Source organism: Pedobacter jamesrossensis (assembly GCF_042650905.1).
In the GTDB taxonomy this organism is placed as follows: domain Bacteria; phylum Bacteroidota; class Bacteroidia; order Sphingobacteriales; family Sphingobacteriaceae; genus Pedobacter; species Pedobacter jamesrossensis.
In genome coordinates this window covers 1-23,777 of record NZ_JBHSBY010000146.1, presented here as the reverse complement: position 1 = coordinate 23,777, position 23,777 = coordinate 1, and the positions used below count along the sequence as shown (strand labels likewise).

General features: G+C 35.9%; 23 protein-coding genes. 12 read left to right on the top strand and 11 right to left on the bottom strand.

Going from position 1 to position 23,777, the window contains the following annotated elements; genetic code table 11:
• Positions 1-113 precede the first annotated feature (113 nt).
• Entirely contained in the window at positions 114-587 is a 474-nt protein-coding gene (gene greA, locus ACFOUY_RS20795; protein WP_378963210.1) for a transcription elongation factor GreA, read from the top strand.
• An 80-nt stretch (positions 588-667) separates the two neighbouring features.
• On the top strand, positions 668-1,069 hold the full coding sequence (locus ACFOUY_RS20790; RefSeq protein ID WP_378963380.1) for an HIT family protein: 402 nt from the start codon (positions 668-670) through the stop codon (positions 1,067-1,069).
• Between the two features lie 3 nt (positions 1,070-1,072).
• Here ACFOUY_RS20790 and ACFOUY_RS20785 read toward each other — a convergent pair whose 3' ends face one another.
• From ACFOUY_RS20785 to ACFOUY_RS20775, 3 genes are all read right to left on the bottom strand, one after another.
• On the bottom strand, positions 1,073-1,963 hold the full coding sequence (locus ACFOUY_RS20785; RefSeq protein ID WP_378963209.1) for a pirin family protein: 891 nt from the start codon (positions 1,961-1,963) through the stop codon (positions 1,073-1,075).
• Positions 1,964-2,088: 125 nt separating this feature from the next.
• Positions 2,089-3,189, bottom strand: a complete 1,101-nt coding sequence (locus tag ACFOUY_RS20780; RefSeq protein ID WP_378963208.1) for an NADH:flavin oxidoreductase — start codon at positions 3,187-3,189, stop codon at positions 2,089-2,091.
• A gap of 12 nt (positions 3,190-3,201) precedes the next feature.
• On the bottom strand, positions 3,202-3,504 hold the full coding sequence (locus ACFOUY_RS20775) for an ArsR/SmtB family transcription factor (RefSeq protein WP_378963207.1): 303 nt from the start codon (positions 3,502-3,504) through the stop codon (positions 3,202-3,204).
• 174 nt (positions 3,505-3,678) lie between these two features.
• On the opposite strand from ACFOUY_RS20775, the gene ACFOUY_RS20770 reads away from it, so the two are divergent.
• From ACFOUY_RS20770 to ACFOUY_RS20745, 6 genes are all read left to right on the top strand, one after another.
• Positions 3,679-4,257, top strand: coding sequence for an RNA polymerase sigma factor (locus tag ACFOUY_RS20770; RefSeq protein ID WP_378963206.1), 579 nt, complete (start codon positions 3,679-3,681; stop codon positions 4,255-4,257).
• Between the two features lie 166 nt (positions 4,258-4,423).
• Positions 4,424-5,596 carry a FecR family protein gene (locus tag ACFOUY_RS20765; RefSeq protein WP_378963205.1) on the top strand — a complete coding sequence of 391 codons (1,173 nt, stop codon included), beginning with the start codon at positions 4,424-4,426 and terminating at the stop codon, positions 5,594-5,596.
• 217 nt (positions 5,597-5,813) lie between these two features.
• Positions 5,814-9,170, top strand: coding sequence for a TonB-dependent receptor (locus ACFOUY_RS20760; RefSeq protein WP_378963204.1), 3,357 nt, complete (start codon positions 5,814-5,816; stop codon positions 9,168-9,170).
• Positions 9,171-9,182: 12 nt separating this feature from the next.
• Positions 9,183-10,691: a RagB/SusD family nutrient uptake outer membrane protein gene (locus tag ACFOUY_RS20755; protein ID WP_378963203.1), complete on the top strand. Its 1,509-nt coding sequence runs from the start codon at positions 9,183-9,185 to the stop codon at positions 10,689-10,691.
• A gap of 11 nt (positions 10,692-10,702) precedes the next feature.
• Positions 10,703-12,124, top strand: coding sequence for a PKD domain-containing protein (locus ACFOUY_RS20750; protein WP_378963202.1), 1,422 nt, complete (start codon positions 10,703-10,705; stop codon positions 12,122-12,124).
• 68 nt (positions 12,125-12,192) lie between these two features.
• Entirely contained in the window at positions 12,193-13,074 is an 882-nt protein-coding gene (locus ACFOUY_RS20745) for a glycoside hydrolase family 16 protein (RefSeq protein ID WP_378963201.1), read from the top strand.
• A gap of 199 nt (positions 13,075-13,273) precedes the next feature.
• Here ACFOUY_RS20745 and ACFOUY_RS20740 read toward each other — a convergent pair whose 3' ends face one another.
• Together ACFOUY_RS20740 and ACFOUY_RS20735 are read right to left on the bottom strand one after the other, a co-directional pair.
• Positions 13,274-13,795 (bottom strand): hypothetical protein, encoded by a 522-nt coding sequence (locus tag ACFOUY_RS20740; RefSeq protein ID WP_378963200.1) that lies wholly within the window; start codon positions 13,793-13,795, stop codon positions 13,274-13,276.
• Between the two features lie 115 nt (positions 13,796-13,910).
• Positions 13,911-14,303 carry a winged helix-turn-helix transcriptional regulator gene (locus tag ACFOUY_RS20735; protein ID WP_378963199.1) on the bottom strand — a complete coding sequence of 131 codons (393 nt, stop codon included), beginning with the start codon at positions 14,301-14,303 and terminating at the stop codon, positions 13,911-13,913.
• A gap of 266 nt (positions 14,304-14,569) precedes the next feature.
• On the opposite strand from ACFOUY_RS20735, the gene ACFOUY_RS20730 reads away from it, so the two are divergent.
• Entirely contained in the window at positions 14,570-14,779 is a 210-nt protein-coding gene (locus ACFOUY_RS20730; protein ID WP_378963198.1) for a DoxX family protein, read from the top strand.
• A 138-nt stretch (positions 14,780-14,917) separates the two neighbouring features.
• Here the strand turns inward: ACFOUY_RS20730 and ACFOUY_RS20725 are convergent, their stop codons facing one another.
• The 3 genes from ACFOUY_RS20725 to ACFOUY_RS20715 all read right to left on the bottom strand — a co-directional run bounded on the left by ACFOUY_RS20725 (position 14,918) and on the right by ACFOUY_RS20715 (position 16,961).
• A complete protein-coding gene (locus ACFOUY_RS20725) occupies positions 14,918-16,177 on the bottom strand; it encodes an MFS transporter (protein WP_378963197.1) in 1,260 nt (419 codons plus the stop codon).
• Positions 16,178-16,194: 17 nt separating this feature from the next.
• Positions 16,195-16,629 carry a MarR family winged helix-turn-helix transcriptional regulator gene (locus ACFOUY_RS20720; protein ID WP_378963196.1) on the bottom strand — a complete coding sequence of 145 codons (435 nt, stop codon included), beginning with the start codon at positions 16,627-16,629 and terminating at the stop codon, positions 16,195-16,197.
• Positions 16,630-16,745: 116 nt separating this feature from the next.
• Complete coding sequence (locus ACFOUY_RS20715; protein WP_378963195.1) at positions 16,746-16,961, bottom strand: hypothetical protein; 216 nt, start codon at positions 16,959-16,961, stop codon at positions 16,746-16,748.
• Between the two features lie 706 nt (positions 16,962-17,667).
• On the opposite strand from ACFOUY_RS20715, the gene ACFOUY_RS20710 reads away from it, so the two are divergent.
• Positions 17,668-17,964 carry a Dabb family protein gene (locus ACFOUY_RS20710; RefSeq protein WP_378963194.1) on the top strand — a complete coding sequence of 99 codons (297 nt, stop codon included), beginning with the start codon at positions 17,668-17,670 and terminating at the stop codon, positions 17,962-17,964.
• 45 nt (positions 17,965-18,009) lie between these two features.
• On the opposite strand, the gene ACFOUY_RS20705 is transcribed toward ACFOUY_RS20710, so the two are convergent.
• Both ACFOUY_RS20705 and ACFOUY_RS20700 read right to left on the bottom strand, forming a co-directional pair.
• Positions 18,010-18,234: a CDGSH iron-sulfur domain-containing protein gene (locus tag ACFOUY_RS20705; RefSeq protein ID WP_056087622.1), complete on the bottom strand. Its 225-nt coding sequence runs from the start codon at positions 18,232-18,234 to the stop codon at positions 18,010-18,012.
• Between the two features lie 146 nt (positions 18,235-18,380).
• Positions 18,381-20,891 (bottom strand): zinc-dependent metalloprotease, encoded by a 2,511-nt coding sequence (locus ACFOUY_RS20700; protein WP_378963193.1) that lies wholly within the window; start codon positions 20,889-20,891, stop codon positions 18,381-18,383.
• A gap of 239 nt (positions 20,892-21,130) precedes the next feature.
• Between ACFOUY_RS20700 and ACFOUY_RS20695 the strand changes: the two genes are divergently transcribed.
• Complete coding sequence (locus ACFOUY_RS20695; protein ID WP_378963192.1) at positions 21,131-21,712, top strand: hypothetical protein; 582 nt, start codon at positions 21,131-21,133, stop codon at positions 21,710-21,712.
• A 34-nt stretch (positions 21,713-21,746) separates the two neighbouring features.
• On the opposite strand, the gene ACFOUY_RS20690 is transcribed toward ACFOUY_RS20695, so the two are convergent.
• Positions 21,747-22,607: an alpha/beta fold hydrolase gene (locus ACFOUY_RS20690; protein WP_378963191.1), complete on the bottom strand. Its 861-nt coding sequence runs from the start codon at positions 22,605-22,607 to the stop codon at positions 21,747-21,749.
• 452 nt (positions 22,608-23,059) lie between these two features.
• Between ACFOUY_RS20690 and ACFOUY_RS20685 the strand changes: the two genes are divergently transcribed.
• Positions 23,060-23,575, top strand: a complete 516-nt coding sequence (locus tag ACFOUY_RS20685; RefSeq protein ID WP_378963190.1) for a DinB family protein — start codon at positions 23,060-23,062, stop codon at positions 23,573-23,575.
• Positions 23,576-23,777: the final 202 nt, after the last annotated feature.

Below are 23,777 nucleotides of genomic sequence, written 5' to 3'. Positions count from 1 at the left end.
TGCTTTTGTAATTTAAGCATTTTATCTTCGTTATAATTGAAGCAAGACTATGTAGCAAACCAACTATGTAGTCTTGTTTGTTTTTTATAGCATTTGAATAAATTAATAGAGCAATGACAGAGGTAACATATTACACCCAAGAAGGGTTAGATAAATTAAGAGAGGAAGTTCATTATTTAACTACCACTGGCCGTCAGCTAATATCTAAAGCAATTGCTGAGGCGAGAGATAAAGGTGATTTATCGGAGAATGCAGAATACGATGCGGCTAAAGAAGCGCAGGGCTTGCATGAGGCGAAAATCTCGAAGCTAAAAAATACATTAGCAAATGCCCGCTTAATTGATGAATCGAAAATGGATTTATCTAAAGTACTTGCATTATCAATAGTTAAAATTAAAAACATTAAAAACGGCGCTACAATGACTTATCAGTTGGTTGCCGAAACGGAAGCAGATTTAAAAACAGGAAAAATTTCTGTTAAATCGCCAATTGCTCAAGGTTTGCTAGGTAAATCGGTAGGCGAATTTGCCGAGATTGAAGTGCCTGCAGGTAAAATGCAATTTGAAGTTTTAGAAATCTCAAGATAAGGTAGAGGGTGGAAAGTCGATTGCGTAAGGCTGACTTTCCACTTTCAAGCCCTATACTTTTAACCCTTTAACCTTCCACCATTATGACTATCTTTTCGAAAATTGTTGCAGGAGAAATTAGTGCACATGTTGTGGCTGAAACTGTAGAATATCTTGCTTTTTTAGACGTTTCGCCATTAACTGCTGGTCACGTTTTGGTAATTCCAAAAATCGAAGTTGATTATATTTTCGATATGGATGAAGACTTATATGTTGGTCTTTGGATGTTTGCAAAAATTGTAGCCAAAGGCGTTAAGATTGCTTTTCCATGCAAAAAGGTTGGGGTATCTGTTATCGGTTTAGAAGTGCCTCATGCGCACATTCATTTAATACCTATGACTAGTGTTAGTGATATGAATTTCAGCAAAGAAAAATTGAGTCCAACTGAAGAAGAACTCGCAGAAGCCGCAGAAAAAATTAAGCAGGCTTTGTTAGATGTTTAAGCTTTAGCGTTTAATAAATTTGCTTGGATCTGGCAGTCGCACAAAATCCGTTTCGCCAGGTACTGGCTGGTAACTTTGATTTAGCCATTTTATTTTTGCTTCTTCAATTAATTCTTTATCCGACGAAACAAAATTCCAGTAGATAAAGCGTTCTTCTGGGAAAGGTTCTCCACCAAAAATATATACAGAAGTATTTTCGTGCATTTCAAATTCACAAAGTTTAGCATTATTAGCAATTAATATATGCTTAGGCTCAAAAATATTTCCTTCGCTTTCTATTGCGCCTTCTAGGATGTACAAGGCACTTTCACCAAATAAATCATTTCCAATATTAATTTTTTGCCTCGATGTACTTCTTATCTCAATAAAATATAATGGACTGTAAACCGGAACTGGAGATTTTTTGCCAAAAGCCTCGCCTGCAATTAATTTAAAATTAACGCCGTTTTCCTGCCATTCAGGAATGTCTTTTCCTTCTACATGAAAAAACTCTGGCTCCATTTGTTCTAATGCCTTTGGTAAAGCAACCCAAATCTGCAAACCATGAAGCATTTTATCTGTTGTTCTTAAATACTCAGGGGTTCTTTCAGAGTGCACTATCCCACTTCCTGAAGTCATCCAATTAACCTGTCCGGGTTTTATAACAACATCATTGCCCAGGCTATCTCTATGTGTAATTTCCCCTTCGAAAAGAAAAGTAAGTGTAGATAAGCCAATATGTGGGTGTGGAGGAACATCAAGGTTTTCGTGGTCACTCATTGCTGCCGGTCCCATGTGATCGATAAAAGAAAATGGGCCAACCATCCGCTTTTCTCTGAAAGGTAATAGCCTGCCAACCATAAAGTTTCCAATATTGGCTGGGCGTTCATCGATAATGAGTTTGATATTCGACATGATTATATTGATTATTTGATGATGTGAATTTAAAGAAAAAGAGTGGAAACCATTTATTAAAATTCTTTTCGGCAAAAAAAATGCCCCGAATTTCGGAGCATTTTAACCTTAATTAGAAAGAAAAATTATACCAATTGCATTAAAGCTTCTTTGCTGAAACCTTTAAGTTCTTCGGTACGATTATTTTTAATTTTTTCTACCCATTGTGCATCTGCCAAAAGCGGACGACCAACTGCAACCAAATCAAAATCGCCTCTATCCATTCTGCGAACTAATTCATCAAGCGAGCTTGGCTGCGAACTTTGACCTGCAAAAGCCCCAAAGAAATCGCCATCTAAGCCAACAGAGCCAACCGAAATAGTTGCTTTTCCAGTGATTTTTTTAGCCCAGCCAGCAAAGTTTAAATCAGAACCTTCAAATTCAGGCTCCCAGAAACGGCGTTGTGAACAGTGAAAGATATCAATTCCTGCTTCGGCCATTGGTGTTAACCATTGTTCCATTTCGCTTTCATTTTTAGCTAATTTGAAATCGTAAGCAGCAGGCTTAAATTGCGATAAACGAATAATTAAGGCGAAATCTTCGCCAACACGTTTGCGCACTTCTTTAATCACTTCGACACCAAAACGGGTACGTTCGGCTAAAGTTTTACCACCGTAAATATCAGTTCTGTTATTTGTAGCATCCCAGAAAAACTGATCGATTAAATATTGGTGCGCACCATGAATTTCTACGGTATCAAAACCTAAAGCTTTTGCATCTGCAGCAGCTTGGCCGAAAGCTGCAATTGTATCAGCAATTGCCGAATCTGTCATTGCTACGCCGTTTTCAAAACCTGGGCTATTAAAAGTTGATGGGCCTTCGAATGGAGTTTTTGGTAACCAGCCGGATGCATGGTTTGCATGAATGCCCTGATGCCAAATTTGTGGCCCCATTTGTCCACCTTCTGCATGAACATCGTCAATTACTTTTTGCCATGCTGCTAAAGCTTGTTCTCCATAAAAATGAGGAATGTTCGGGTCAGCTGATGATGAAGGACGATTAATTACGGTTCCTTCTGATAAAATTAAACCAACTTCGCCAGCAGCTCTTTTTGCATAATACTTGGCAACATCTTCAGTTGGGATACCATCAGGTGAAAATGACCTCGTCATCGGAGCCATTACAATTCTATTTTTTGTATTTAATGTTTTAAGGCTAAACGGCCTAAATAAACTATCTGTGTTCATATTATCGGTAATTTATAATTCTGAATTAATGATTTTACTTAATTTTTCGATACCCTCTTTATTTCGTTTATAGTAAGTCCACTGGCCAACTCGGGTCGAAGAAATTAAATCTGCACGTTGTAAAATAGAAAGGTATTCGGAAATGGTACTTTGAGATAAACCAGCCTTTATTTGAATTTGACCAACACAAACACCAACATTTTCGAAATCGGCATTTGGCTGTTCCGGAAAATTTTGAGCAGGATCTTTTAACCAGTTTAAAATTTGTAATCGGGTATTATTAGAAAGCGCTTTGAAAATTTCAACATGTTCCATACTGCAAATGTATATCGACTTTTCCCGATATGCCAATATTAATTTAGAAGATTACAATACTATGTAAAAGGGTAATAAACGTTAATAAAACGTTTTAAATAAAAAGACGTATTAAAAATTTTGTTAGGATTTAAGTTAAACTAATCCTTACATTCGTGTAATCATTCTAACCAAATGTATAACTATAAAGCACTAACTGACAACGAATTATTCAGTCTCATTCAGTCTGGGGATAAGTATGCCTTCGAAGAAATATACGATCGTTTTAATGGTTTGCTATATATTTACGCCTGTAAATTGGTTTCTGATAGGGAAGATGCACGAGATATAGTGCAAGAAATTTTTGTTTATCTGTGGAGCAATCCAAACATTAAAATTAAATCTCAACTGTCTTCTTATTTATATACCGCCGTTCGTTATAAGGTTTTCGATTGGCTGGATAAGAATAAGTCGAAATCAAATTATCTGCTTTCTTTAGGGAACTTTATTGAGCAAGGAAATTGCATAACCGAAGATTATATCCGCGAAAGAGAGTTTGCTTCGATAATTGAAAAAGAGGTTAGTTTGTTGCCAGCTAAAATGAGGCAAATTTTTGAAATGAGCCGTCAGCAACATCTTTCACAAAAAGAAATAGCCGAAATACTACATCTATCTGATAAGACCGTAAAAAAACAAATGAGTAATGCTTTAAAAGTTTTGCGTTTGAAACTTACATCTTTTATTTCTTTAGCAGTTATCTTGCTCTTAAGATAATTTTTGCGCTAATTCCCTCTTGGGGTGGTATCATTTTTTTTGAAATAGATATCTTGCTTTTGCAATCTGTAAACTAATTTAAAAGAAAGTTAAAATATTTTCTTTTCATCTACTACCTGGGCATCACTTAACCTACATGTATTTAATAGCCAAATATATTTAAGTGATGAATAAAGCTGAAGTTGAAAAACTTTTAGAAAAATACAGGGATGGACTTTGTACCGGGCAAGAAAAGGCTTGGGTAGAATCCTGGCATCTTTTGCAACTATCGGAGAAAAAATCTGAATTGGAGCACCATGATATTATCGAAGCCAAAAATAAGATTTGGCAATCAATTGAAGAACAAACGGAATTAAGAAGAACTTATAATTATAAGCTTTGGTTTAAAGTTGCTGCGGCCGCAATTGTTTTATTTTTCATCGGTTTTATAATTAATAATCAACTCAAAACGAATATTCGAGAACAAGTTGTAGTTAGTAATAAGCAAGAAGCAATTAAGCCAGGTAGTAATAAGGCAACTTTGACTTTAGCGGATGGTTCTAAAATTTCGTTAACAGATGCTACTAACGGTGTTATTGCAAAACAGGCTGGTATAAAAATTACTAAAACTAATCATGGCGAGTTAATTTATACTGTTGTTTCTAATGATGCAGCAGCCCCCAAAAATTTATTTAATACGATAGAAACGCCTCGTGGAGGCCAATATCAAATCAATTTACCAGATGGTACAAAGGTTTGGTTAAATGCAGAATCGACACTAAAATACCCAACAACTTTTTACAACGGAGAACGTATTGTCGAACTAAAAGGCGAAGCTTATTTCGAAGTTGCCAAGCTAACCAGCAAAAAAGGTACACGCGTTCCTTTTAAAGTGAACAGTGAAATCGGCGAAGGTAGAAATCAGCAGGTAGAAGTTTTGGGAACCCATTTCAATATTAATGCCTACAACAATGAACCAAACAATAAAACCACGTTACTAGAGGGGAGCGTTAGAATTATAAATCTTAGCTCTTCGGCATCAGATATATTAAAGCCTGGTCAGCAATCGGTAATTACAGCATCTTCGCCATCCATTTTGGTTAGAAATGTTGATGCCGAAGATGCGGTAGCCTGGAAAGATGGCTTCTTTAGTTTTAATGATGAGAACCTGCAAACCATCATGAATAAAATTTCGAGATGGTATAATGTAGATATCGCTTATCGAGGAGCCAAAATGGATAAACTTTTTGGCGGTAGAATCTCCAGATTTAATAGTGTAAATGAAGTTTTAGAAACACTACAAGCAACCGGAGATGTTCATTTCAAAATAGAAGAAAGGAGGATTTTAGTTATGCCTTAAACGTATACTTTTCTTCGTCTTTGATGATGATTTTAGAATATCGCATAACTAAAAAAAACCGGAAGCGCGGCAACGCTCCCGGAATATAATTAAGGCTTTATTCTAATCGTAAAATTGTGAGATACAACTATTAATAAACCTAATAACCAAATATATGAATTTTTATACTGAATGGTTGCCCAACCCTAAGGGTCGACTATCTAAATTTTTGTTGATTATGAAATTGACTTTTGTCTTATTAATCACTACGTTTCTTCAAATCAGTTACGCGGCTAAAGCACAAAACGTAACGCTTTCAGAAAAAAACACAACATTGCTTAAGGTTTTTCGTAAACTGAATAAGAGTGTTGGTTATAGTTTTTTATATAATACCGAGCTTTTAAAAGAAGCCAGACCAGTAACGATCGATATTAAAAATACCGATATCAGAGAGGTTTTAAGGCAGATTTTTAATGAACAACCTTTAGGCTATACTATTAAAAATAATACAATTATTATCCATAAAAAATCTTTGGATGGCTCTCTTTTATTATTAAGAGCATATGTTGATATAAAAGGTAAAGTTGTAGATGAAACCGGAGCGCCAATGGTAGGAGCCAGCGTAAAAGTAAAAGGAACCAATCAGGGTACAATGACTGATGCAGCAGGTTCTTTTATATTAAAAACGGTTGAAAATAATGCAATTCTTGTTGTTTCCTTCATTGGTTATGAAAATAAAGAAGTTAGTGCAACATCTGCTGGAGATTTAACAATTCAAATGGCACCACAGGCAGGCGTTCTTGCCGATGCTGTTGTAATTGGTTATGGTACGCAAAAGAAAAGCGTGGTTACTGGTGCAATATCACAGGTTAAAGGAACCGATTTAGAAAATATGCCAGTTGTGCGTATCGAGCAATCGCTTCAAGGTCGTACATCCGGTTTAACAATAACAACTTCTTCTGGTCAGCCAGGTGAAGGTGCTACTCTACGTATTCGTGGTACAACTTCAATTAACAATAGCGAGGCTTTGTATATTGTTGATGGTGTGCAAGTTGGTGGAGGTATAGATTACTTAAATCAAGCCGACATCGAATCGATTGAGGTTTTAAAAGATGCAGCATCTGGAGCGATTTATGGAGCTAGAGCAGCGAATGGTGTAATTCTCATCACTACAAAAAAAGGAAGTAGAAATGGCAGAATGGCCGTTAATTACAATACTTATTTGGGTACACAAGCTCCATCAAGAAAGTTAGATTTGTTAAATGCTACACAATATGCAACCATTTACAATGAGGCAGAATATGCAAAAACACCAGGTTTAACTACACCAAGATTTCCAAATCCTGCGCAGTTAGGTGTTGGAACAGATTGGCAGGCTGCTGTTTTTAATAATGATGCAAGAATTCAAAATCATGAATTAAGCATTAGCGGAGGGAATGAAAAATCTGTTTATTATTCATCTTTTGGTTATTTCGATCAGGATGGAATTGTAGCAACGAGCAATTCTCAGTACAAAAGATTTACAGCACGTTTTAATTCAGATCATCAGATAACTAAAGCAATTAAATTCGGGCAGACTATCGGTTATACCCGTACCAATTCCGTTGGTGTAGGTACTAATACAGAATACGGTTCACCACTAAACAGGGCCATTAATATTGATCCTATTACGCCAATTGTAGAAACAGACCCAGCCAAATATGGTGCTGCGCCTTATATCGGTAACCCGGTGGTTAGAAACGAAGCTGGATTTCCTTACGGAATTTCGCAATATGCACAATCAGAAATTTTAAATCCTGTTGCTGCATTGCAAGTTGCACAAGGTAAAGGTTGGTCTGATAAGGTTGTGGCAAATGCTTACCTCGAAGCAGAAATTATTAAAGGTTTAAAAGTTAGGTCGCAAGGTGGTGTTGATTTAGCTTTTTGGGGAAGCGAGAGTTTTACCCCAATCTATTATCTAAATTCTATTAACCAAACCACCATAACATCTTATAATAGAAGTGCTAACAGAGGGCTTTTCTATTCGTTAGAAAATACAATCAGCTACAATAAACAAATAGAAAAGCATAATATTACAGGTTTAGTTGGTTATTCATTTCAAAAAAACAGAGGTGAAACACAAGGCGGAACTAAAGACGGAATCCCGGTTACCAATATTAAAGATGCTTCATTGCAATTCCCGGTTTCTAGAGCTAATGACGTATTTTATGGCGGAGAATACTTAAATACTTTAAACTCTGCTTTTGCCCGTTTAACTTATAACTACGATGAAAAATATCTTCTAACCGGTATTATCCGTAGAGATGGTTCTTCACGTTTCGGACCAAATAATAAGTTTGGTTATTTCCCTTCAGGCTCTGTGGGTTGGGTAGCCAGTAAAGAAGATTTCTTTCCTAAAAACCCTTATGTAACCTTCGTTAAATTTAGAGGTTCTTACGGTGTTGTTGGTAACGATAACATTGGAGATTTTAGGTATTTATCTACAGTTAGTGGTGGTAGAAATTACACGCTTGGTACTTCTGCAGGATTAAATAATGGAGTAAGTCCGGATGCTTTATCAAATCCTGATTTGAAATGGGAGCAAACATCATCAACAGATATTGGTGTTGATATGAGTCTTTTTGGCAATTTCACTTTGACGGCAGACTGGTATAAGAAAAAAACTACAGGTATGCTTTTGCAAATCGCAGTACCAGGCTATGTTGGTAACGCAGGGCCAATTGGTAACGTAGCTGATTTATCTAATAAAGGTTTTGAATTAGAGTTGGGCTATAATAAAAGATTTGGAGAATTCTCTTTAAAAGTTAATGCAAATGGTGCTTTTGTTAAAAATAACATCGATTTCTTAGGCGATGATAAAGAATATCTTGGTGGACAAACCGTTACGCCACAAGCTTTAGAAATTACACGTACAAAAGTTGGTTACGCAATTGGCTCATTTTATGGCTATAGAAGCGATGGATTATTTCAAAATCAGTCACAAATTAATAACTACAAGGGCCAGTCGGGTGCACTTATCCAGCCTAATGCTAAACCTGGTGATATTAAGTTTATTGATTTAAATGGCGATGGCCAAATCAACAACGATGATAGAGAGGTGATTGGCAACCCAACTCCTGATTTTACTTATGGTATGACGGTAAATTTAGCCTATAAGGGTTTCGATTTAGTTGTGCTCGGCCAGGGTGTTGCGGGTAATCAGATTTTTAATGCTTTAAGAAGGTTCGATTTACCAACTGCAAATTACACTACAGACATTTTAAACAGATGGACTGGAGAAGGAACAAGTAACACCATTCCGAGAGTAACATTGGATGATACCAACCAAAACTACAGTCGAGTTTCTAGTATATTCTTAGAAAGCGGTTCTTACTTCAGAATAAAAACTTTACAGGTTGGCTATACGCTTCCTAAAAATCTGGTAAGAAAGGCAGGTTTAGATAAATTAAGGTTTTACGTAATGGCAAATAACCTGGTAACATTTACAAAATATACTGGTTACGACCCGGAAATTGGAGGCGGAAGCTATGGTGTTGATCGTGGTTTTTATCCACAGGCAAGAACCTTTTTTGCTGGTTTAAATGTTGGTTTTTAATTATTGTAAAAAATGAACAATAAAAATTTTAAAAAGCTAATGGCAATAGTTGCCGTTATGTTAGTTTTTGTATCGTGCAAGAAAGATTATTTAGAGCTAACGCCGAGAGGTACAGCTCTGGAAGATAACTTTTATCAAAATGAAACCGAGGTTATGCAGGGCGTTATTGCCGTTTATGATGTAACACAATGGGGCACTACTGGTGGCTACACCATGAAAATGCCATTGCTAAGTGCTGCATCTGATGATTGCTTTGCTGGCGGCAGTAATGCATCCGACCAACCAAACTGGGTTGCTTACGATAATTTTAACATGAACTCAAGTCTTGGCCCACAAGTAGGTTTATGGAATAAAAATTTCACAGGTATTAATCGTGCAAACGTTATTTTAAGTAAAATTGATAAGGCAACAACATTAAGTGCTGCTTTTAAAACACGTGTCACCGCAGAGACTAAATTTTTAAGAGCTTACTTCTATTTTGATTTGGTAAGATGGTTTGGAAATGTGCCACTAATTACAAAAGTTTTAGAAACGAGCGAACTATACGCTCAGGTTCAGTCTACACCAGCTCAAATTTACGCGCAAATTGAGAAAGATTTAAGAGATGCAATACCTGGTTTGCCTTTAACAATTTCTACTGCAGAAAAGGGAAGGATATCTCAGGGAGCTGCAAAAGCGCAATTAGGTAAAGTTTTGCTTTACCAAAATGATAATGCGAAAATGACTGAAGCCGCAACTTTATTTGAAGATGTAAATAAAGTTGGCAATGCTTATGGCTACTCATTATTGCCAAACTATGCTGATATCTTTAACCCTGCAAATAAATTTAATGCAGAATCGATTTTAGAAATTCCGCACTCGAACAATGCGGCTTGGTCTGATTGGGGTTACATTAATGGTGGTGAAGGAAACGTTGGAACGCAATTTATTGGAATGGATAGCTATAATGGCGATACATATTCTAGTGGATGGGGATTTTGTCCTGTAACGTTAGATTTGGTTAACGTGATGAAAAACGATCCTCGTTTTGCAACTACAATTATCGATGGTACGGCGTTGAAAGCTGCTGGTGCAACTTATAATGGCCGTTATCAAAATACCGATTATTTCATCAAAAAATATGCGCCATTAAAAGCATTTCGCTCTGCTAGTGGTGTTGCAGAACAAAACTGGCCAATTAATGAAATTGAGATTCGTTTAGCCGATACTTATTTAATGCAAGCTGAAGCTTTGTTAAGAGGTGGTGGTAGCGCTGCCAGAGCTAAAGAATTATTAGATGCAGTTAGAGCAAGAGTTGGTTTAGCCTCAATCCCGGCAACGCTTGATAATATTTATGCAGAGCGTAGGTTAGAATTGGCTACAGAAGGTCACCGTTTCTTTGATTTAGTGAGAACAGGTAAAGCCGCTACTGTTTTAGGTCCATCGGGATATAAGGCTGGTAAAAGTGAGTATTTGCCAATTCCATTAAATGAAATAGAAGTTACCAAAGGTGGTATTAAACAAAATCCAGGTTATAACTAATCAGTATTGAAATGAAATTATTTAAAAACAAAATAAAAGTATCAATCTTCCTTGGTTTGGGTTTGATATTTAGCCTTATCGTTTCTTGCAAAAAGAGCGAAACCACCAAGGATATTGGTATTCCGCCAACAGAAGCACAAATTCAGTTTAATGCAACACCCACTACAGCTAATCCGAATATTATAGCCTTTAAAAGCATATATAATGGTATTAATGCCCATTGGGATTTTGGAAACGGCGCTTCTGCAGATGGAAATGATGTTCAGTCATCCTATCCAATCGCTGGTACATATACGGTTAAGCTAACGGTACTTGCCGATGGTGGTTCGGTTTCTACCACCAAAACAATTACCATTGCATCTACAAATACGAGCATGTTAAGCGATCCAGCCTATACATTATTATCTGGCGGTGTTGCTAATGCTGCAGGCAAAGTTTGGGTAATTGATCAAACTCAGCCTGGTCATTTAGGTGTTGGGCCAATAACTTCACAGGCTCCAGATTGGTATCAGGCTGGGCCAAATGAAAAAGCCGGACAAGGTTTTTACGATGATGAAATGACTTTTGCAATGGGCTCAACTTCACTTAAATATACCTATGCTAATAATGGAACGACGTTTGCAAATGCATCAAATGCTCCAGGTATTGGCGGGCCTGTAGGTAGTGATGACCCAACTGTAAATTACACACCTCCAACTAACTTAACATGGATTTTGAATGACGTTGCAGGCGTGAAATACATTAATATCAGTAATAATGGTTTTATTTCTTACTATTTAGGTGTATCGTCTTATCAAATTCTATCGCTTACAGAAGATGAAATGTGGTTAAGATGTCTTGATAAATCTAATGCAGGTAACGCATGGTATTTAAAATTAATCAGAAAGGGATATGTTAGGCCTGTTGTGCCACCAGTTCTAAAACCTATTCAGGTCGCTAATTTGTCTGATGATTTTCAGGCTGCTACAGGAATGGCATGGTTGGCTGAGAATTTGGATTATAATCATAGCTATGATAATCCGTTTAAATTCCCTGCAAACACTTCAACAAAAGTTGCTTATTACGAAAAAAGAGCTGGTAATGATGGTCAGTACGGAAACTTGAATATTACGCTTCCTTATCGTTTTGATTTGTCTACCAAGAATAAAATTAGACTGAAAGTTTTCATTCCTGGAGGAAACGATTTTACAAAAGTTGCACCAACGGTTTCAGTTAAATTGCAAAACTCTCTATTAGGTGGTAATGCCTGGCAAACTCAGACAGAAATTGTCAAAACGATTACAGCTGCACAATATAATACTTGGATTCAGTTAGAATTCGATTATTCAGGAGCCTCTGCGCAAACTTTGTATGATAAAATTGTTGTTCAGTTAGGTGGTGAAGGTCATCCAAATCCGGGTATTTTCTACATCGACGATTTTGAATTTAAATAAAATACGCTTTCGAAGATACAAGCAGCTTGAAAATAACCCTTCAAGCTGCTCTTATTAAAAATTAAAACATGATAGATTTAGTAATTTATTTCAAGAGAGCGATTTTTGCAGTTTTAACGATTTTTACAATCGGATTCTCCTCTTGTTCAAAAAAAATGCCAGAAGATGGACCAGTTTATGTGCCTCCTGTAACGGTTACACCAGTTGATAAGGCTTGGACATTTGATACGACACCAACCTGGAGCGACGAATTTACAAATTCCGGAGCACCTTTAGCCTCGAATTGGGATTACGATACTGGTGGCAGCGGCTGGGGCAATAATGAGTTGGAATATTATACTAATACAACTAACAATGCAAATGTAGCCAATGGAGTTTTAACTATAACGGCTAAAAAAGAGAGCATGGGTGGAATGGCATATACTTCATCTAGAATGGTAACAAGAGGTAAATTAGACGCATTATATGGCCGTTTTGAAATAAAAGCGAAACTTCCTTATGGGAAAGGTACTTGGCCCGCTATTTGGATGTTACCAACTGACAGAGCTTATGGCGATTGGCCTAAATCGGGTGAAATAGATATTATGGAGCATGTAGGTTACGACCAGGATAATGTTCATTTCAGTACACATACGGAGGCTTATAATTTCAAAATAAACACACAAAAAACCATTACGAAAAAGATTGAAGGTGCAAGTACTACTTTTCATGTTTACAGGGTGGATTGGACACCTTATGCTGTAAGAGGATACTACGATGATGTAAAAGTTTTCGAATTTACAAATGAAGGTACAGGGTATAAAGTCTGGCCTTTTGATAAAAAATTTCACCTTCTTTTAAATATTGCAGTTGGTGGCGATTGGGGTGGGGCACAAGGTATAGATGATTCCATCTGGCCACAAAAAATGGAAGTCGACTATGTTCGCTACTACAAAATGATAGAAAAATAAATTTTAGTTTGGGTTAATTGTAAGTCGCCAAGAAATTGATGGCTTTTTTCTTAAAATAAAATGATGGAAAACAGGCGTTAGAAAAACTTAAAAAAGAACGGGGATAAATCATACCGACCTATCCCCGTCATCTAAATTAACGCTCTCATATATATAAACAACCAAAATGGTGATTTATTATATCAGATTAAAAATATTTTTATTTTTTTACAGCTGGTTTTTTTGCTGCCGCTTTTGGTTTCTTTTCATCCGTTGCAGCCTCAGCTGAAACTTCTGTTTTTTTCTTAGCTGGTGCTTTAACTTCTTTTACCTCTTCAACTGTTTCTTCAACAACTTCTACTTTCTTTTTAGCAGTCGCTTTAGCTTTTTTGGGCTCAGTTAAAGTTTCTTTAGCTTCAGTTTCTTTTTTCTTAGCTGGTGCTTTAACCTTTTTTACTTCTTCAACAGGAGTTTCAGTTATAACTTCAGCTACCTTCGGTGCATCTGCCTGTTGTAAATAATTTGCTAAAACCTGCCTTAAATAAACCTCTGGTTTTGGCATATTTATAATTGTGCCGGGTTCTTTATCTTGAGATTGTTTAATGTAAGCCGATTTAATTTTGCCCCAATCTTTAGAATAAAGTCTGATAAACATTTCAACAAACTGTTCATCTGTATATTTTTTAGGCAACCTACCCAGCACTGCCTGAATTTTTTCTTCTTTTTTATGTAATACCGCCATCGATCTATTTTTTGCAAAGATAGCTGATAATACAGATAATCATCTAAATATTAAAGTTTAAACTTTTTTGATGGTTTGACTACCACTTTACAAATCTCAGTCAAATAATTAGCCGTTAAATCACAACCTCTTCTAAAACGTTTTCTGTTTTTCTATGCGTTACCAAGCGTTCTCGATGTTGTAGACCCCAATTTCTTAACTCATCAATAACCTTATTTAAAGAGCCACTATATTCAGTTAACTCATAAGTTACAGTAACAGGCGTAGTCGAAAATACTTTGCGTATTACGAATTCATTTAGCTCTAAATCTTTTAGCTCTTTGGATAAAATTTTTGGAGTTATATCGCCTATTGATTTTTGAATTTCATTAAAACGCTTAGGACCATTCTGTAAACTGATTATCAGCGGGAGTTTCCACTTTCCATTTAACACATAAAGTGCATCCTTTACTGCGTTTAAACTAGCGTTACAAGTTTCTTTAGTATGATTTTCTCTTCTAAAAGCCATGTTACAAATATATAAGCTTTCCAAAAGGATATCGCTATCCTTTTGGAAAGTAGTATCTTTTTAATAGCATAAGTGAATAAATTTGCATCAAAAAAGAACATGAACACAAAAACAATTAAAATTATTTACTGGATATCAACAGCTTTAGTTTCCCTTATGATGGTTTTTTCAGCTTATTCCTATTTTACAAATCCAATTGTTAAACAAGGTTTTTTGCATTTAGGCTTTCCCAATTATTTTAGAATTGAATTGGCCGTTGCAAAAATATGGGAGCAATTTTGTTATTGATTCCAGTTAGAGAACAAGTTAAAGAATGGGCTTATGCAGGTTTTACTATTACTTTTGTTTCTGCATTTATAGCTCACACAGTCTCCGCCGATCCTATAGCCAACCGTGTTGGTCCGGTTGTGTTTTTATTTATTTTAGCTTTATCGTATATCACTTACCATAAAGCGAAAGCAATTTATAAGGTTTAAAATTTTTTGGGCTTTTCACCAATACCGATTTTTCATCGGTATTGGTGCCGTGCTTTTCAGCGCTTCACTATGCTACCGATAAAAATCGATACTAAACCCTTGCAATCCCTAACGCGAAAAACCCTTGATACTGCCTTCCTATATTTTTTCCAATACAAGTTCTTCAACAGGTTTTATTGCGGCGTTATTTTTAATTTCTCCTTTGTATAATCTTCTGTAAGATAAACAGCCAATTAAAACTGCTATGGCACCTTGAAATAACACCGTGTTTTCTGTGCCAATAAGTTGAGAAATACTTCCAATAACAAGACCTCCTAATGGCTGCATGCCGAAGAATGCCATGGCATAAAAACTGATTACTCGCCCACGCATATTTGGGTCGACTGTTGTTTGAATTAAAGTATTACTTATTGTAATCTGCGACATCATGCCGAAACCAGATATTGTTGCGAAAACTAAAGCAGCAGGGTAAAATGTTGTATGCGAAAACAAAGCTAAACCTACACCAAATATTAGAGTGTTTATCGCCAATATTTTTCGAAGATTTTTACCCGGTTTTAACGAAGCTAGAAATATCGCACCCGAAAAAGCACCTAGACCAATTACGCTATCTATTACCCCGAATGTAGATGCGGTTCCCTTAAAAATATCCTTCGCATAAACGGGTATTAATGTGCTGAAAGGTAAAACGAACAAACTTATTAGCGCAAGCATAATTAAAATGTATGCAATTGAAGGTGTAGCTCTTATATATGCAAAACCTTCTTTAAGTTCTCCAATTACATTTTTAGTATGCGGTTTTGAAATGTATCTTGGTAATTTCATCATTAGTAAAGAACCTATTACTGCAATAAAGCTAACTGCATTTAAGCCAAAACAAACATCATCTCCTAATTTTTCTAAGGCTAAACCAGCCAATCCAGGGCCAATTAATCTCGAGAGGTTTACCATCGAAGAATTTAGTGCCAATGCATTAGGCAAATCTTCCTTATTATCAACCATTTCGTAAACCAGCGATTGCCTAGCTGGAACATCGAAAGCATTTATCAATCCAAGCAAAGCACTTAGGGCAATAATTTGCCACATTTCGTAATGTTTAGAAAAAATTAGAATAGTCATCAAAATGGCTTGAACCATTGAGGCAATTTGCGTAATCAATAACAGCTTATATTTATCATACCTATCTGATGCCACGCCACCAATAAATGAAAAGATAAAGGATGGAAATAAGCTTGCGAAAAGCGTTAGCCCGAGCATAAAATTAGAATGGGTTTGCTCGTAAACAACCCAGCTTACTGCAGTTTTTTGCATCCAGGTTCCAATTAAGGAAACGGATTGACCGCCAAAGTAAAGGCGGTAATTGCGACTTTTAAATGCATTAAATGTACTGATGTTCATAATTGAAGGCCATCTGACTAAAAATTAACCAGTTTTGTTAAAGGACCTAAAGCTTTTTTTAAGATTAACTGTTCTTGTTCTGTGCAAACTTCTGCGATGGCTTTACTTAACCATTCATCACGTTCAAGCCTTACTTGTTCAAGCATTTCTTTTCCACTAAGAGAGAGCGAAATATGAATTTTTCTTTTATCGCTGTGTGATGCTGTTTTTGAAATTAGTTTGAGTTCATCGAGGTGATTTAACAAAGCACCCATAGATTGAGGCGTGATTTTTTCTAACACAGCAAGTTCTGCAGAAAGCAAATAATCATGCTGCTCTAGTAAAACCAAAATAGAGCGCTCTGTTTGAGACAAAACTGTATTAGATGGCGATAACTTACGCATTTTACGGTTTAGTCTCGCTAAAACCGGACGAAGTTCTGAAGCAATTGCATTACTAATTTCTGTACTCATATTAATGTAAGTAAAACTTATAAGTTTACCTTACAAAGGTAATATAAAATTACAAGCGTTTTTAGCCTTTGAAATTTATTGACATTAAAAAGATTTTATTCTATAATTATAGTAAGCTATTTTTTCCAACCATTTTGCATCTTTTTATAGGCTTTTTTACTAATCTTCGATTCCTTTTTGGATCTCGATTTTCCCTTTTTCTTCCTTGCGTTAATATTATTTACAAGAGAATTTTTTACGCATAACTTATTTTTCTTGAGTCCTTTTTTCTTCTTATTATCTTTCTTTTTGCCTCCTTTTTTCTTGGTAGATTTTTTTTTGCTTTTTGCCATTTTCTCGTTATTATATTAATGATAACAGCAAAGAATTACTTATGGTTCGATAAAAATTCATGTGTGACCTTTTTGGTTATATGGAAGTAGGTTTTAAAGATTTTTCTCGTTTTTCATTAAATAGGGGATTACGGCTACAAAATTAAGCGCATAAAAAAGCTGTATCACAATTCTAAAATTTGTTATTCTGAATGTACTCGAAGCACCTTTTAATTTTAATTAAGGCATTTCGACAGGATCAATGCGACAAGTTTTTCGAATGACTCGAATTATGATACAGCATCTTGTGATTATTTGAAAAGCTTATTTGCTTTTTGTTTCAGCCACTATCTATAAGATAAATATTTTAAACATATTTGATGTAAGCTTGATAGTTTAAATATTAATGCTTGCTATGTAAAGGTTTAGAATTAATGAAACTTTTTTTTAACTACAGTTTTTCGCTAAACAGTTCTACGTTTTGCCATTGTATAATTTAACAAGAGGCACTGATATCATAAGTCAACATACTTTCAACAGGTGATGCAATTGCAGCGTTATTAGCTACTCTTGTGATTACAAAACCTTTTTTTAAATTAATTTGAACCCGTAATCGCTAATTATAAACGTAGTTTGCTATTTAGTACCGTATATAGTTGATCATTTATCTTTAAAACGATTCAGTGATGAGTATATAATCTTTTATATTTGGCGAAAATTTAATAAAATGATAGCACACCACGTATTGTTCTGGTTAAAAGCCGATACCACTATAGAGCAAAAAGCTGCTTTTTTAAAGGCATTGAAAACCTTAGAAAACATCGAAGTTGTAAAAACATTTCATGTTGGTACGCCTGCTGCAATTGAGCGTGCGGTTGTAGATACAACTTATACTTTCAGCTTGATTTTATTTTTCGAAGATATGGCTGCGCATGATGTTTATCAGGTTCACCCATTGCATAAAGCATTTTTGGATGAGTTTAAAATTTACTTTGGAAAAGTTGTTATCTACGACGCCGATTAAAATGAATTCATAAAAAAAAACCTGCGTTAAGCAGGTTTTTTTATTTTAAACTTTTTTCGGAGGCAAATCAAAAGCAATCGCTTCGTGTTCAAAATGACCGTTGTGGGCGCCATCGCAGAATGGTTTGTTTTTCGATAATCCACATCTGCAGATTGAAAGTACCGTTCTACCTTGCAATCCGTATTCGTTGCCATTTCTATCCACGATTTCAAAATCGCCTTCAATTTTAACTGACCCGTTATTGTTTATTGTAAGTTTTGTTTTAGACATAAATGTGTTTTGTTAGTTCTACAAATTTATACTAATTGAAAAGGAAGTGGCGCTTAAAATGTTAATTTAGAAACAGTCTTTTGGGGTAATTAACTAAAAAAGCATCAACCATTACTGATTGATGCTTTTTAGCTTGTACCTAATTTTTATTTCCAATCATCAATAAAATCCATGCCACCCATACCAATTGGTGCACCCGGCGGCATTACCTGTGCTGGTGCGGGTTGGAATTTAGCTGGCGATTCTTCAAAATCTTTTATTTGAGATAAACCATAAAGAATGTTTGCTTTTTGTTTAGATTCTGAATCACGAAGTTTTCCACTCATCCATGATTTTAGTTCAGAAATTTCTAATAGCGCTTCACCGCGAACGCTCTCTGAAGCTTTTTCATTTGCTGCAAGTTGCAGCAGGTACTTTAAGGTTAAATTATTAACCATAACTTGTAATTGGCCTTTATATCCATTAACAGGAGCTGCTTTCCAAGTTTTACTTATCAATTTTTCAATAACCGCCATCAAACCTGGTTGTTCAGAATCTCTTGAATTATATTCTACTAAACGAGATGCCCGCTCTGGATTTAAAAGAGAAGAAATAGTTTCATTTGCTGCAGCTTCGGCTGTTGCAATTGGGTCGAAAGTTGGGCCGGTATAACCGCTGAAAGTTTCTGTGGAAGCAGGGTACCCGGATGGGCGAGGAGGTATTTTTTGTATTAAACTTTCTGGCAAAGCCAAAGCATCTGGGCTAATTGTAGCAACTAAAGCATCAAATGCAGCCCATTGTTGTGCAGGTTCAACCATTTTTGTAGGTTTTTGACCATCATTTTTTACTGAGTGGGTAAAATAAAGACCTCCTATATTTTTCGCAACGGCTTCTATTTCGTATCGATGCAATAAATAAATTGGCACTAAAACTTCTTCGATGGTTGCCATTGGTGCATCTTTTACAATTGCTTTCTCAGAGAAGTTATCCAAAACTTGTCTGCGGATTTTCATCAATCTATTAAGTTCTGTAATTGTATTTTCGCCATCTTCCCATTGATTTGCATTAGGGTGCGTATAGCCGCCAATATCAGGAATATACTGAAAGCCTTGTTTTAAGGTTTCATTCATGATTTTATCCAGTTCAGCACTTTCATCAACTCCTTTAGGGAAATCGCTGTAACCCCACATTATGGCTCTTTTATCCCAGCTTCCAATTCCTTTTGCATAAGCATCAGATAAATCGATGCTACCATCTGCTTTTTGCTTGATGCGTGGGAAGGGATAATCCATAACCGAAGCACGCTCTTTCATACTAGCTGCAAAATTGTGATTTAAGCCAAGCGTATGCCCAATTTCATGAGCCGATAATTGCCGTATTCTCGAAATGGCCATTTCTTCCATTACTTTACTAACTGGCTTTCCGTCTGTGTAAGGCTGCAATAAGCCCTCGGCAATTAAATAATCTTGACGATGACGATCGGAACCTAAAGTTACTACACCTTTTATAATTTCGCCCGTTCTCGGATCGCTATAAGACGAACCATAAGAAAATGCCCTCGGACTTCCAGCTCTGGTAATCCAGTTAACTACATTGTAACGAATATCCATCGGGTCTGCACCTTCAGGTAATTCTTTAACCTGAAAGGCATTTTTATAGCCGGCAGCTTCAAAGGCTTCGTTCCAGAAAGCGCCACCTTCTATTAAAGCCTTCTTAATAGAAGCAGGAGCGCCACGATCTATATAATACACAATCGGTTCTACAGCCTCGCTAATTTTAGCATTCGGGTCTTTTTTCTCTAAACGATGTCTGCGTGTAAAACGCTTAACCAATGGTTCAGACATTGGAGCAGAAAAATCGGTATAACTAAAAAGTTGATAACTAGAACGAGGATCGAATTTGCGCTGCTTGAAATTTCCATCAGGTAATTCAACAAAAGATTGATGCATTCTTACCGTAACAGCATTTGCATCGGGAGCAATATTTCCTCTACCACTTGGCGCTCCGCCAGTAAAAGTTAGCATGGCTTCAAATTCTGAGTTTTTAGGAAAGTTTTTTGTGTTTGGAAGATAAACAGCAGACCTGGTTTCATCTACACGGTAAGTGCTTCCTCCGGTTGCGGCACCTCTTCCTCCTGCGCCTCCAGAAGAAGCGGGTGCTCCGATGGTTCCGCCAATATTTTGACTATCCCGGATAATAAAAGGAGTAAGATCTATTAAGGTTTTATCACCTTCAATAGCAACAGGAGCGAAACCCCAAATTATAGATTTAGCAAAAGAACCTTCAACCGTTTTAATCTCATCAGGATTGCCATTCCCAGCCCGATACGCAAGGTTGGGTTCTAAAAGAAAAACTTTCGGGCCAACTTTGATAAAACGAGCAACATTTGTTGAAGCACCCCCACGCTCAGCATTTCTGCCCGCACCATCAGTTAATGAACTGAAATAAAGAAAATCTTTATCGAACTGGCTAATTTCTAAAAATACTTTTCCGGTTTTTTCATCATAATAGAAATTAAAATAGCCTTCAGATTTTTTAAAATCTTTAGTAAAGGTCGAAATACTTGTTGCAGGTGCATTGCTTTGCGTTCGGTTAACGGCTGGCGTAGTTTGAGCCAATAATTTATCCGAGGTAGATAAAATGGCAACAATGGCTAAAGCGTAAAAATTTTTAATCATAAAGAATAATTTGTGGTTTGGGTTTAGGAATAGGGAACGCAACATAAGTGTTAGATACCAAATGTTGGTGCTATAAGCAAATATAATTTAAACCATGATTAACAATTACTTAACTACGTAACTTTTTGATGGCGCAATTGATTTTTTAAAGCAATAAAACTTTATTTCTAGCTTTATGATGTAGCATTTTTCACATATCTATCGTTTTGTGAAGTATAAACCTTAATATAGACTAAATTATGCGCTATCTACCTATTTTATTTCTTATGCTCCTGTCTTTTGGTTGTTCAAAAGAGGCTGTAAACCCAAAAAATGGGCAGATTGTGGAGTTATTTGTTGATCATTATGAAGAAACAGGTAATCAAAGAATATATTTATTGCCAAAAAATGAAAAGATAACCACCTATTTGGAAGGATTTAGTGAACGCGAATTGGGTTATACCTATAAAGTAAGCGCTAAAGCTTATTACCCCAAAGAGCCGCCTCAAGACGGGCCTGATAATTGGTTTATTTTTGAAAAAGTATTGAGTAAAACACTATCTAATAATGCGGAGCTCTTCACAATTTCATTAAAATATAATAGTCTATTTGGAAGCAACATTGCCTTTGCGTATAGGAATCAGGTTTTTGAATATGGAAATTATGTATTAAGACCAGAGAATGATGCGGTGAAAAAGCAACTTGAAGATTTGTTGTTGCTTATTCCAAAATTTCAAACCGATTATCAATATGCTGCAAATGTGATTATAAATGCTACCGTAATACACGATCCAAGTAATAGGGCAAAAGGCTATTTGGTGAAAAGTGTAACCGTAAAGTAGCTAACTTCTACTATAAAAAGCATTAAATTGAAGGTTAATGTACTTTTGCTTTATCTTTTAAAAAATCAGTAATTAAAATTGCAGTTGCTTTAGGTGTTTGACTATTTTTTTCAATTGTGCATGCCTCCCCTATAAAGGAACCATGATTGCCAGGCAAAACAACCAGTTGTGCACTTGGGATGAGTTTAGCCATCTGCAAAGTATGTTCTATAGTTATAACATCATTTTGGGCAACAATTAGCAAAGCATCAGCTTTAATTGAGCTAATATCTTTGTCGGTATAATCTTTAAAGTTTAGCATTCGGTTTTTGTCCTTTTCAAACATAGTTTGAAGCTTGCCTTCATCTGGTGTTAATTTTAAAAAAGCGCTCTTTAAAGGCTGCGGCATGTTATCTATTTTTGCAGGTTGCATACCTTCAAAAAAACCGGCAATTAAACCTACTCGTTTATAATTTGCTGAGATTACAACGATTTTATTTACTATTTCAGGATGTCTTATCGCAATTTGCATAGTTGTTGTGCCTCCGTTGCTGAAACCCAAAATGTTTGCAGAATCTATTTTAAGGTACTTTAGTAAAGCGACTACATCATCTGCATCTTGCTCAAATGTTTCCGGAGCATTTCTATCGCTTGTTCGTCCATGTGCCTGAAGCTCAACAGCAATGATTTTTCCATAATCTGAAAGTAATGGCAATAAGTTGCCAAAAGAGGTTTCGATAGTAGAACCACCGCCATGAATCAAAACGAGCGGAATATTGCCTTCTCCATGGATTTCATAATACATTTTAATGCCATTAATAGGGGCATAGCCAGCTTTTATCGACTTTTCGGTATTATTGTTTTGTTGTGCATTCACTGGTGTCGACCATAAAAATAATAGCGATTCTACTAACATAAAAATAGTTATTGGGTAGAACAATCTGTTCATTAGTTAATGATTAATTTTAGATTGATGAAGATATAATCTAAGCAATTTGAATTAATAGTTCATCCCGACACTTTTCGTAAATTATCGGTTATCAGCATATTAAACAAATTTAAGTTAAGCTTATCAATCGAGATAGGTTAGATTAAGACAAAGTAAGGGATGAAATGAGACAATCGTAAAAAGATAATGCTTTTGTAACAACTTGTTCGTTTTTAATATCTTAGGTTAAAAACATTGATATGATAGAGTTAGCTTTAGAATTCATATTTGGATTATCCAGTATAGCGGGCGCAAAGAAAAGTAAGTTGACAGCAAGACCTTTATTTGTTTTATGCCTTGTTGTATGGTTACTGCTGATATTCTCACTTACATTAATTTTTGGCTAAAATGATTTATATCTTAGAGAAAATTGAAGATATATGTCGCAAAAATTAGAAGTTTGGCAACGCGGCCCATTGCCTGAAATTATAGCTTTATTACAGCCTGTTGCACATGCGCTACTCCAAGCCCGAGAAGAAATTAACGATTATATGGAAGGATTTCCTGTTGAATTACTCTGGTTACGCCCTGCCGGAATGGCATCAACAGGTTTTCATCTACAACATTTAAGTGGTGTGCTCGATAGAGTTTTTACCTATGCCAGGTCAGAAAAGCTTTCAGAGTTCCAATTTGAACAATTAGCAGAAGAGGGCAAAGATTCGCTTGATGGATATTCCGTTGAGGATTTAGTTAGCCGTTTTAATAATCAGGTAAATAACGCTTTAGAGCAACTCAAAGTTACCGATGAAACTACATTAGCAGATTTTCGTGGAATCGGTCGTGCAGGTCTGCCTTCAACCGTTATAGGTTTGCTGGTTCATGCGGCTGAACACACCATGCGCCATGTTGGGCAGTTGATGGTAACAGTTGCCGTAGTGAAAAACGGAGGGATTTAAGTAATCTGCTTTCGCTGGCGCACGCGCAATGTCATTAAGTTAAGTATTTAAATATTTGATTATCAACTATTTGACTTGTTTTTATGGGTTTATTTTATTATATTTAACTTATAACCAATTAGTTAATGTCAAAAAAAAACCTCATTTTTAATTATCGAAAAATTAAGGGAGGCCATCTTCAGCCGAGAACTATCTTTAGAAT

What these genes read in the sequence shown, in the direction of transcription:
- greA (WP_378963210.1), top strand. Translation starts at nt 114, where the DNA reads ATGACAGAGGTAACATATTACACCCAAGAAGGGTTAGATAAATTAAGA.
- ACFOUY_RS20785 (WP_378963209.1), bottom strand. Translation starts at nt 1,963, where the DNA reads ATGTCGAATATCAAACTCATTATCGATGAACGCCCAGCCAATATTGGA.
- ACFOUY_RS20780 (WP_378963208.1), bottom strand. Translation starts at nt 3,189, where the DNA reads ATGAACACAGATAGTTTATTTAGGCCGTTTAGCCTTAAAACATTAAAT.
- ACFOUY_RS20775 (WP_378963207.1), bottom strand. Translation starts at nt 3,504, where the DNA reads ATGGAACATGTTGAAATTTTCAAAGCGCTTTCTAATAATACCCGATTA.
- ACFOUY_RS20770 (WP_378963206.1), top strand. Translation starts at nt 3,679, where the DNA reads ATGTATAACTATAAAGCACTAACTGACAACGAATTATTCAGTCTCATT.
- ACFOUY_RS20765 (WP_378963205.1), top strand. Translation starts at nt 4,424, where the DNA reads ATGAATAAAGCTGAAGTTGAAAAACTTTTAGAAAAATACAGGGATGGA.
- ACFOUY_RS20760 (WP_378963204.1), top strand. Translation starts at nt 5,814, where the DNA reads ATGAAATTGACTTTTGTCTTATTAATCACTACGTTTCTTCAAATCAGT.
- ACFOUY_RS20755 (WP_378963203.1), top strand. Translation starts at nt 9,183, where the DNA reads ATGAACAATAAAAATTTTAAAAAGCTAATGGCAATAGTTGCCGTTATG.
- ACFOUY_RS20750 (WP_378963202.1), top strand. Translation starts at nt 10,703, where the DNA reads ATGAAATTATTTAAAAACAAAATAAAAGTATCAATCTTCCTTGGTTTG.
- ACFOUY_RS20745 (WP_378963201.1), top strand. Translation starts at nt 12,193, where the DNA reads ATGATAGATTTAGTAATTTATTTCAAGAGAGCGATTTTTGCAGTTTTA.
- ACFOUY_RS20740 (WP_378963200.1), bottom strand. Translation starts at nt 13,795, where the DNA reads ATGGCGGTATTACATAAAAAAGAAGAAAAAATTCAGGCAGTGCTGGGT.
- ACFOUY_RS20735 (WP_378963199.1), bottom strand. Translation starts at nt 14,303, where the DNA reads ATGGCTTTTAGAAGAGAAAATCATACTAAAGAAACTTGTAACGCTAGT.
- ACFOUY_RS20730 (WP_378963198.1), top strand. Translation starts at nt 14,570, where the DNA reads ATGGGAGCAATTTTGTTATTGATTCCAGTTAGAGAACAAGTTAAAGAA.
- ACFOUY_RS20725 (WP_378963197.1), bottom strand. Translation starts at nt 16,177, where the DNA reads ATGAACATCAGTACATTTAATGCATTTAAAAGTCGCAATTACCGCCTT.
- ACFOUY_RS20720 (WP_378963196.1), bottom strand. Translation starts at nt 16,629, where the DNA reads ATGAGTACAGAAATTAGTAATGCAATTGCTTCAGAACTTCGTCCGGTT.
- ACFOUY_RS20715 (WP_378963195.1), bottom strand. Translation starts at nt 16,961, where the DNA reads ATGGCAAAAAGCAAAAAAAAATCTACCAAGAAAAAAGGAGGCAAAAAG.
- ACFOUY_RS20710 (WP_378963194.1), top strand. Translation starts at nt 17,668, where the DNA reads ATGATAGCACACCACGTATTGTTCTGGTTAAAAGCCGATACCACTATA.
- ACFOUY_RS20705 (WP_056087622.1), bottom strand. Translation starts at nt 18,234, where the DNA reads ATGTCTAAAACAAAACTTACAATAAACAATAACGGGTCAGTTAAAATT.
- ACFOUY_RS20700 (WP_378963193.1), bottom strand. Translation starts at nt 20,891, where the DNA reads ATGATTAAAAATTTTTACGCTTTAGCCATTGTTGCCATTTTATCTACC.
- ACFOUY_RS20695 (WP_378963192.1), top strand. Translation starts at nt 21,131, where the DNA reads ATGCGCTATCTACCTATTTTATTTCTTATGCTCCTGTCTTTTGGTTGT.
- ACFOUY_RS20690 (WP_378963191.1), bottom strand. Translation starts at nt 22,607, where the DNA reads ATGTTAGTAGAATCGCTATTATTTTTATGGTCGACACCAGTGAATGCA.
- ACFOUY_RS20685 (WP_378963190.1), top strand. Translation starts at nt 23,060, where the DNA reads ATGTCGCAAAAATTAGAAGTTTGGCAACGCGGCCCATTGCCTGAAATT.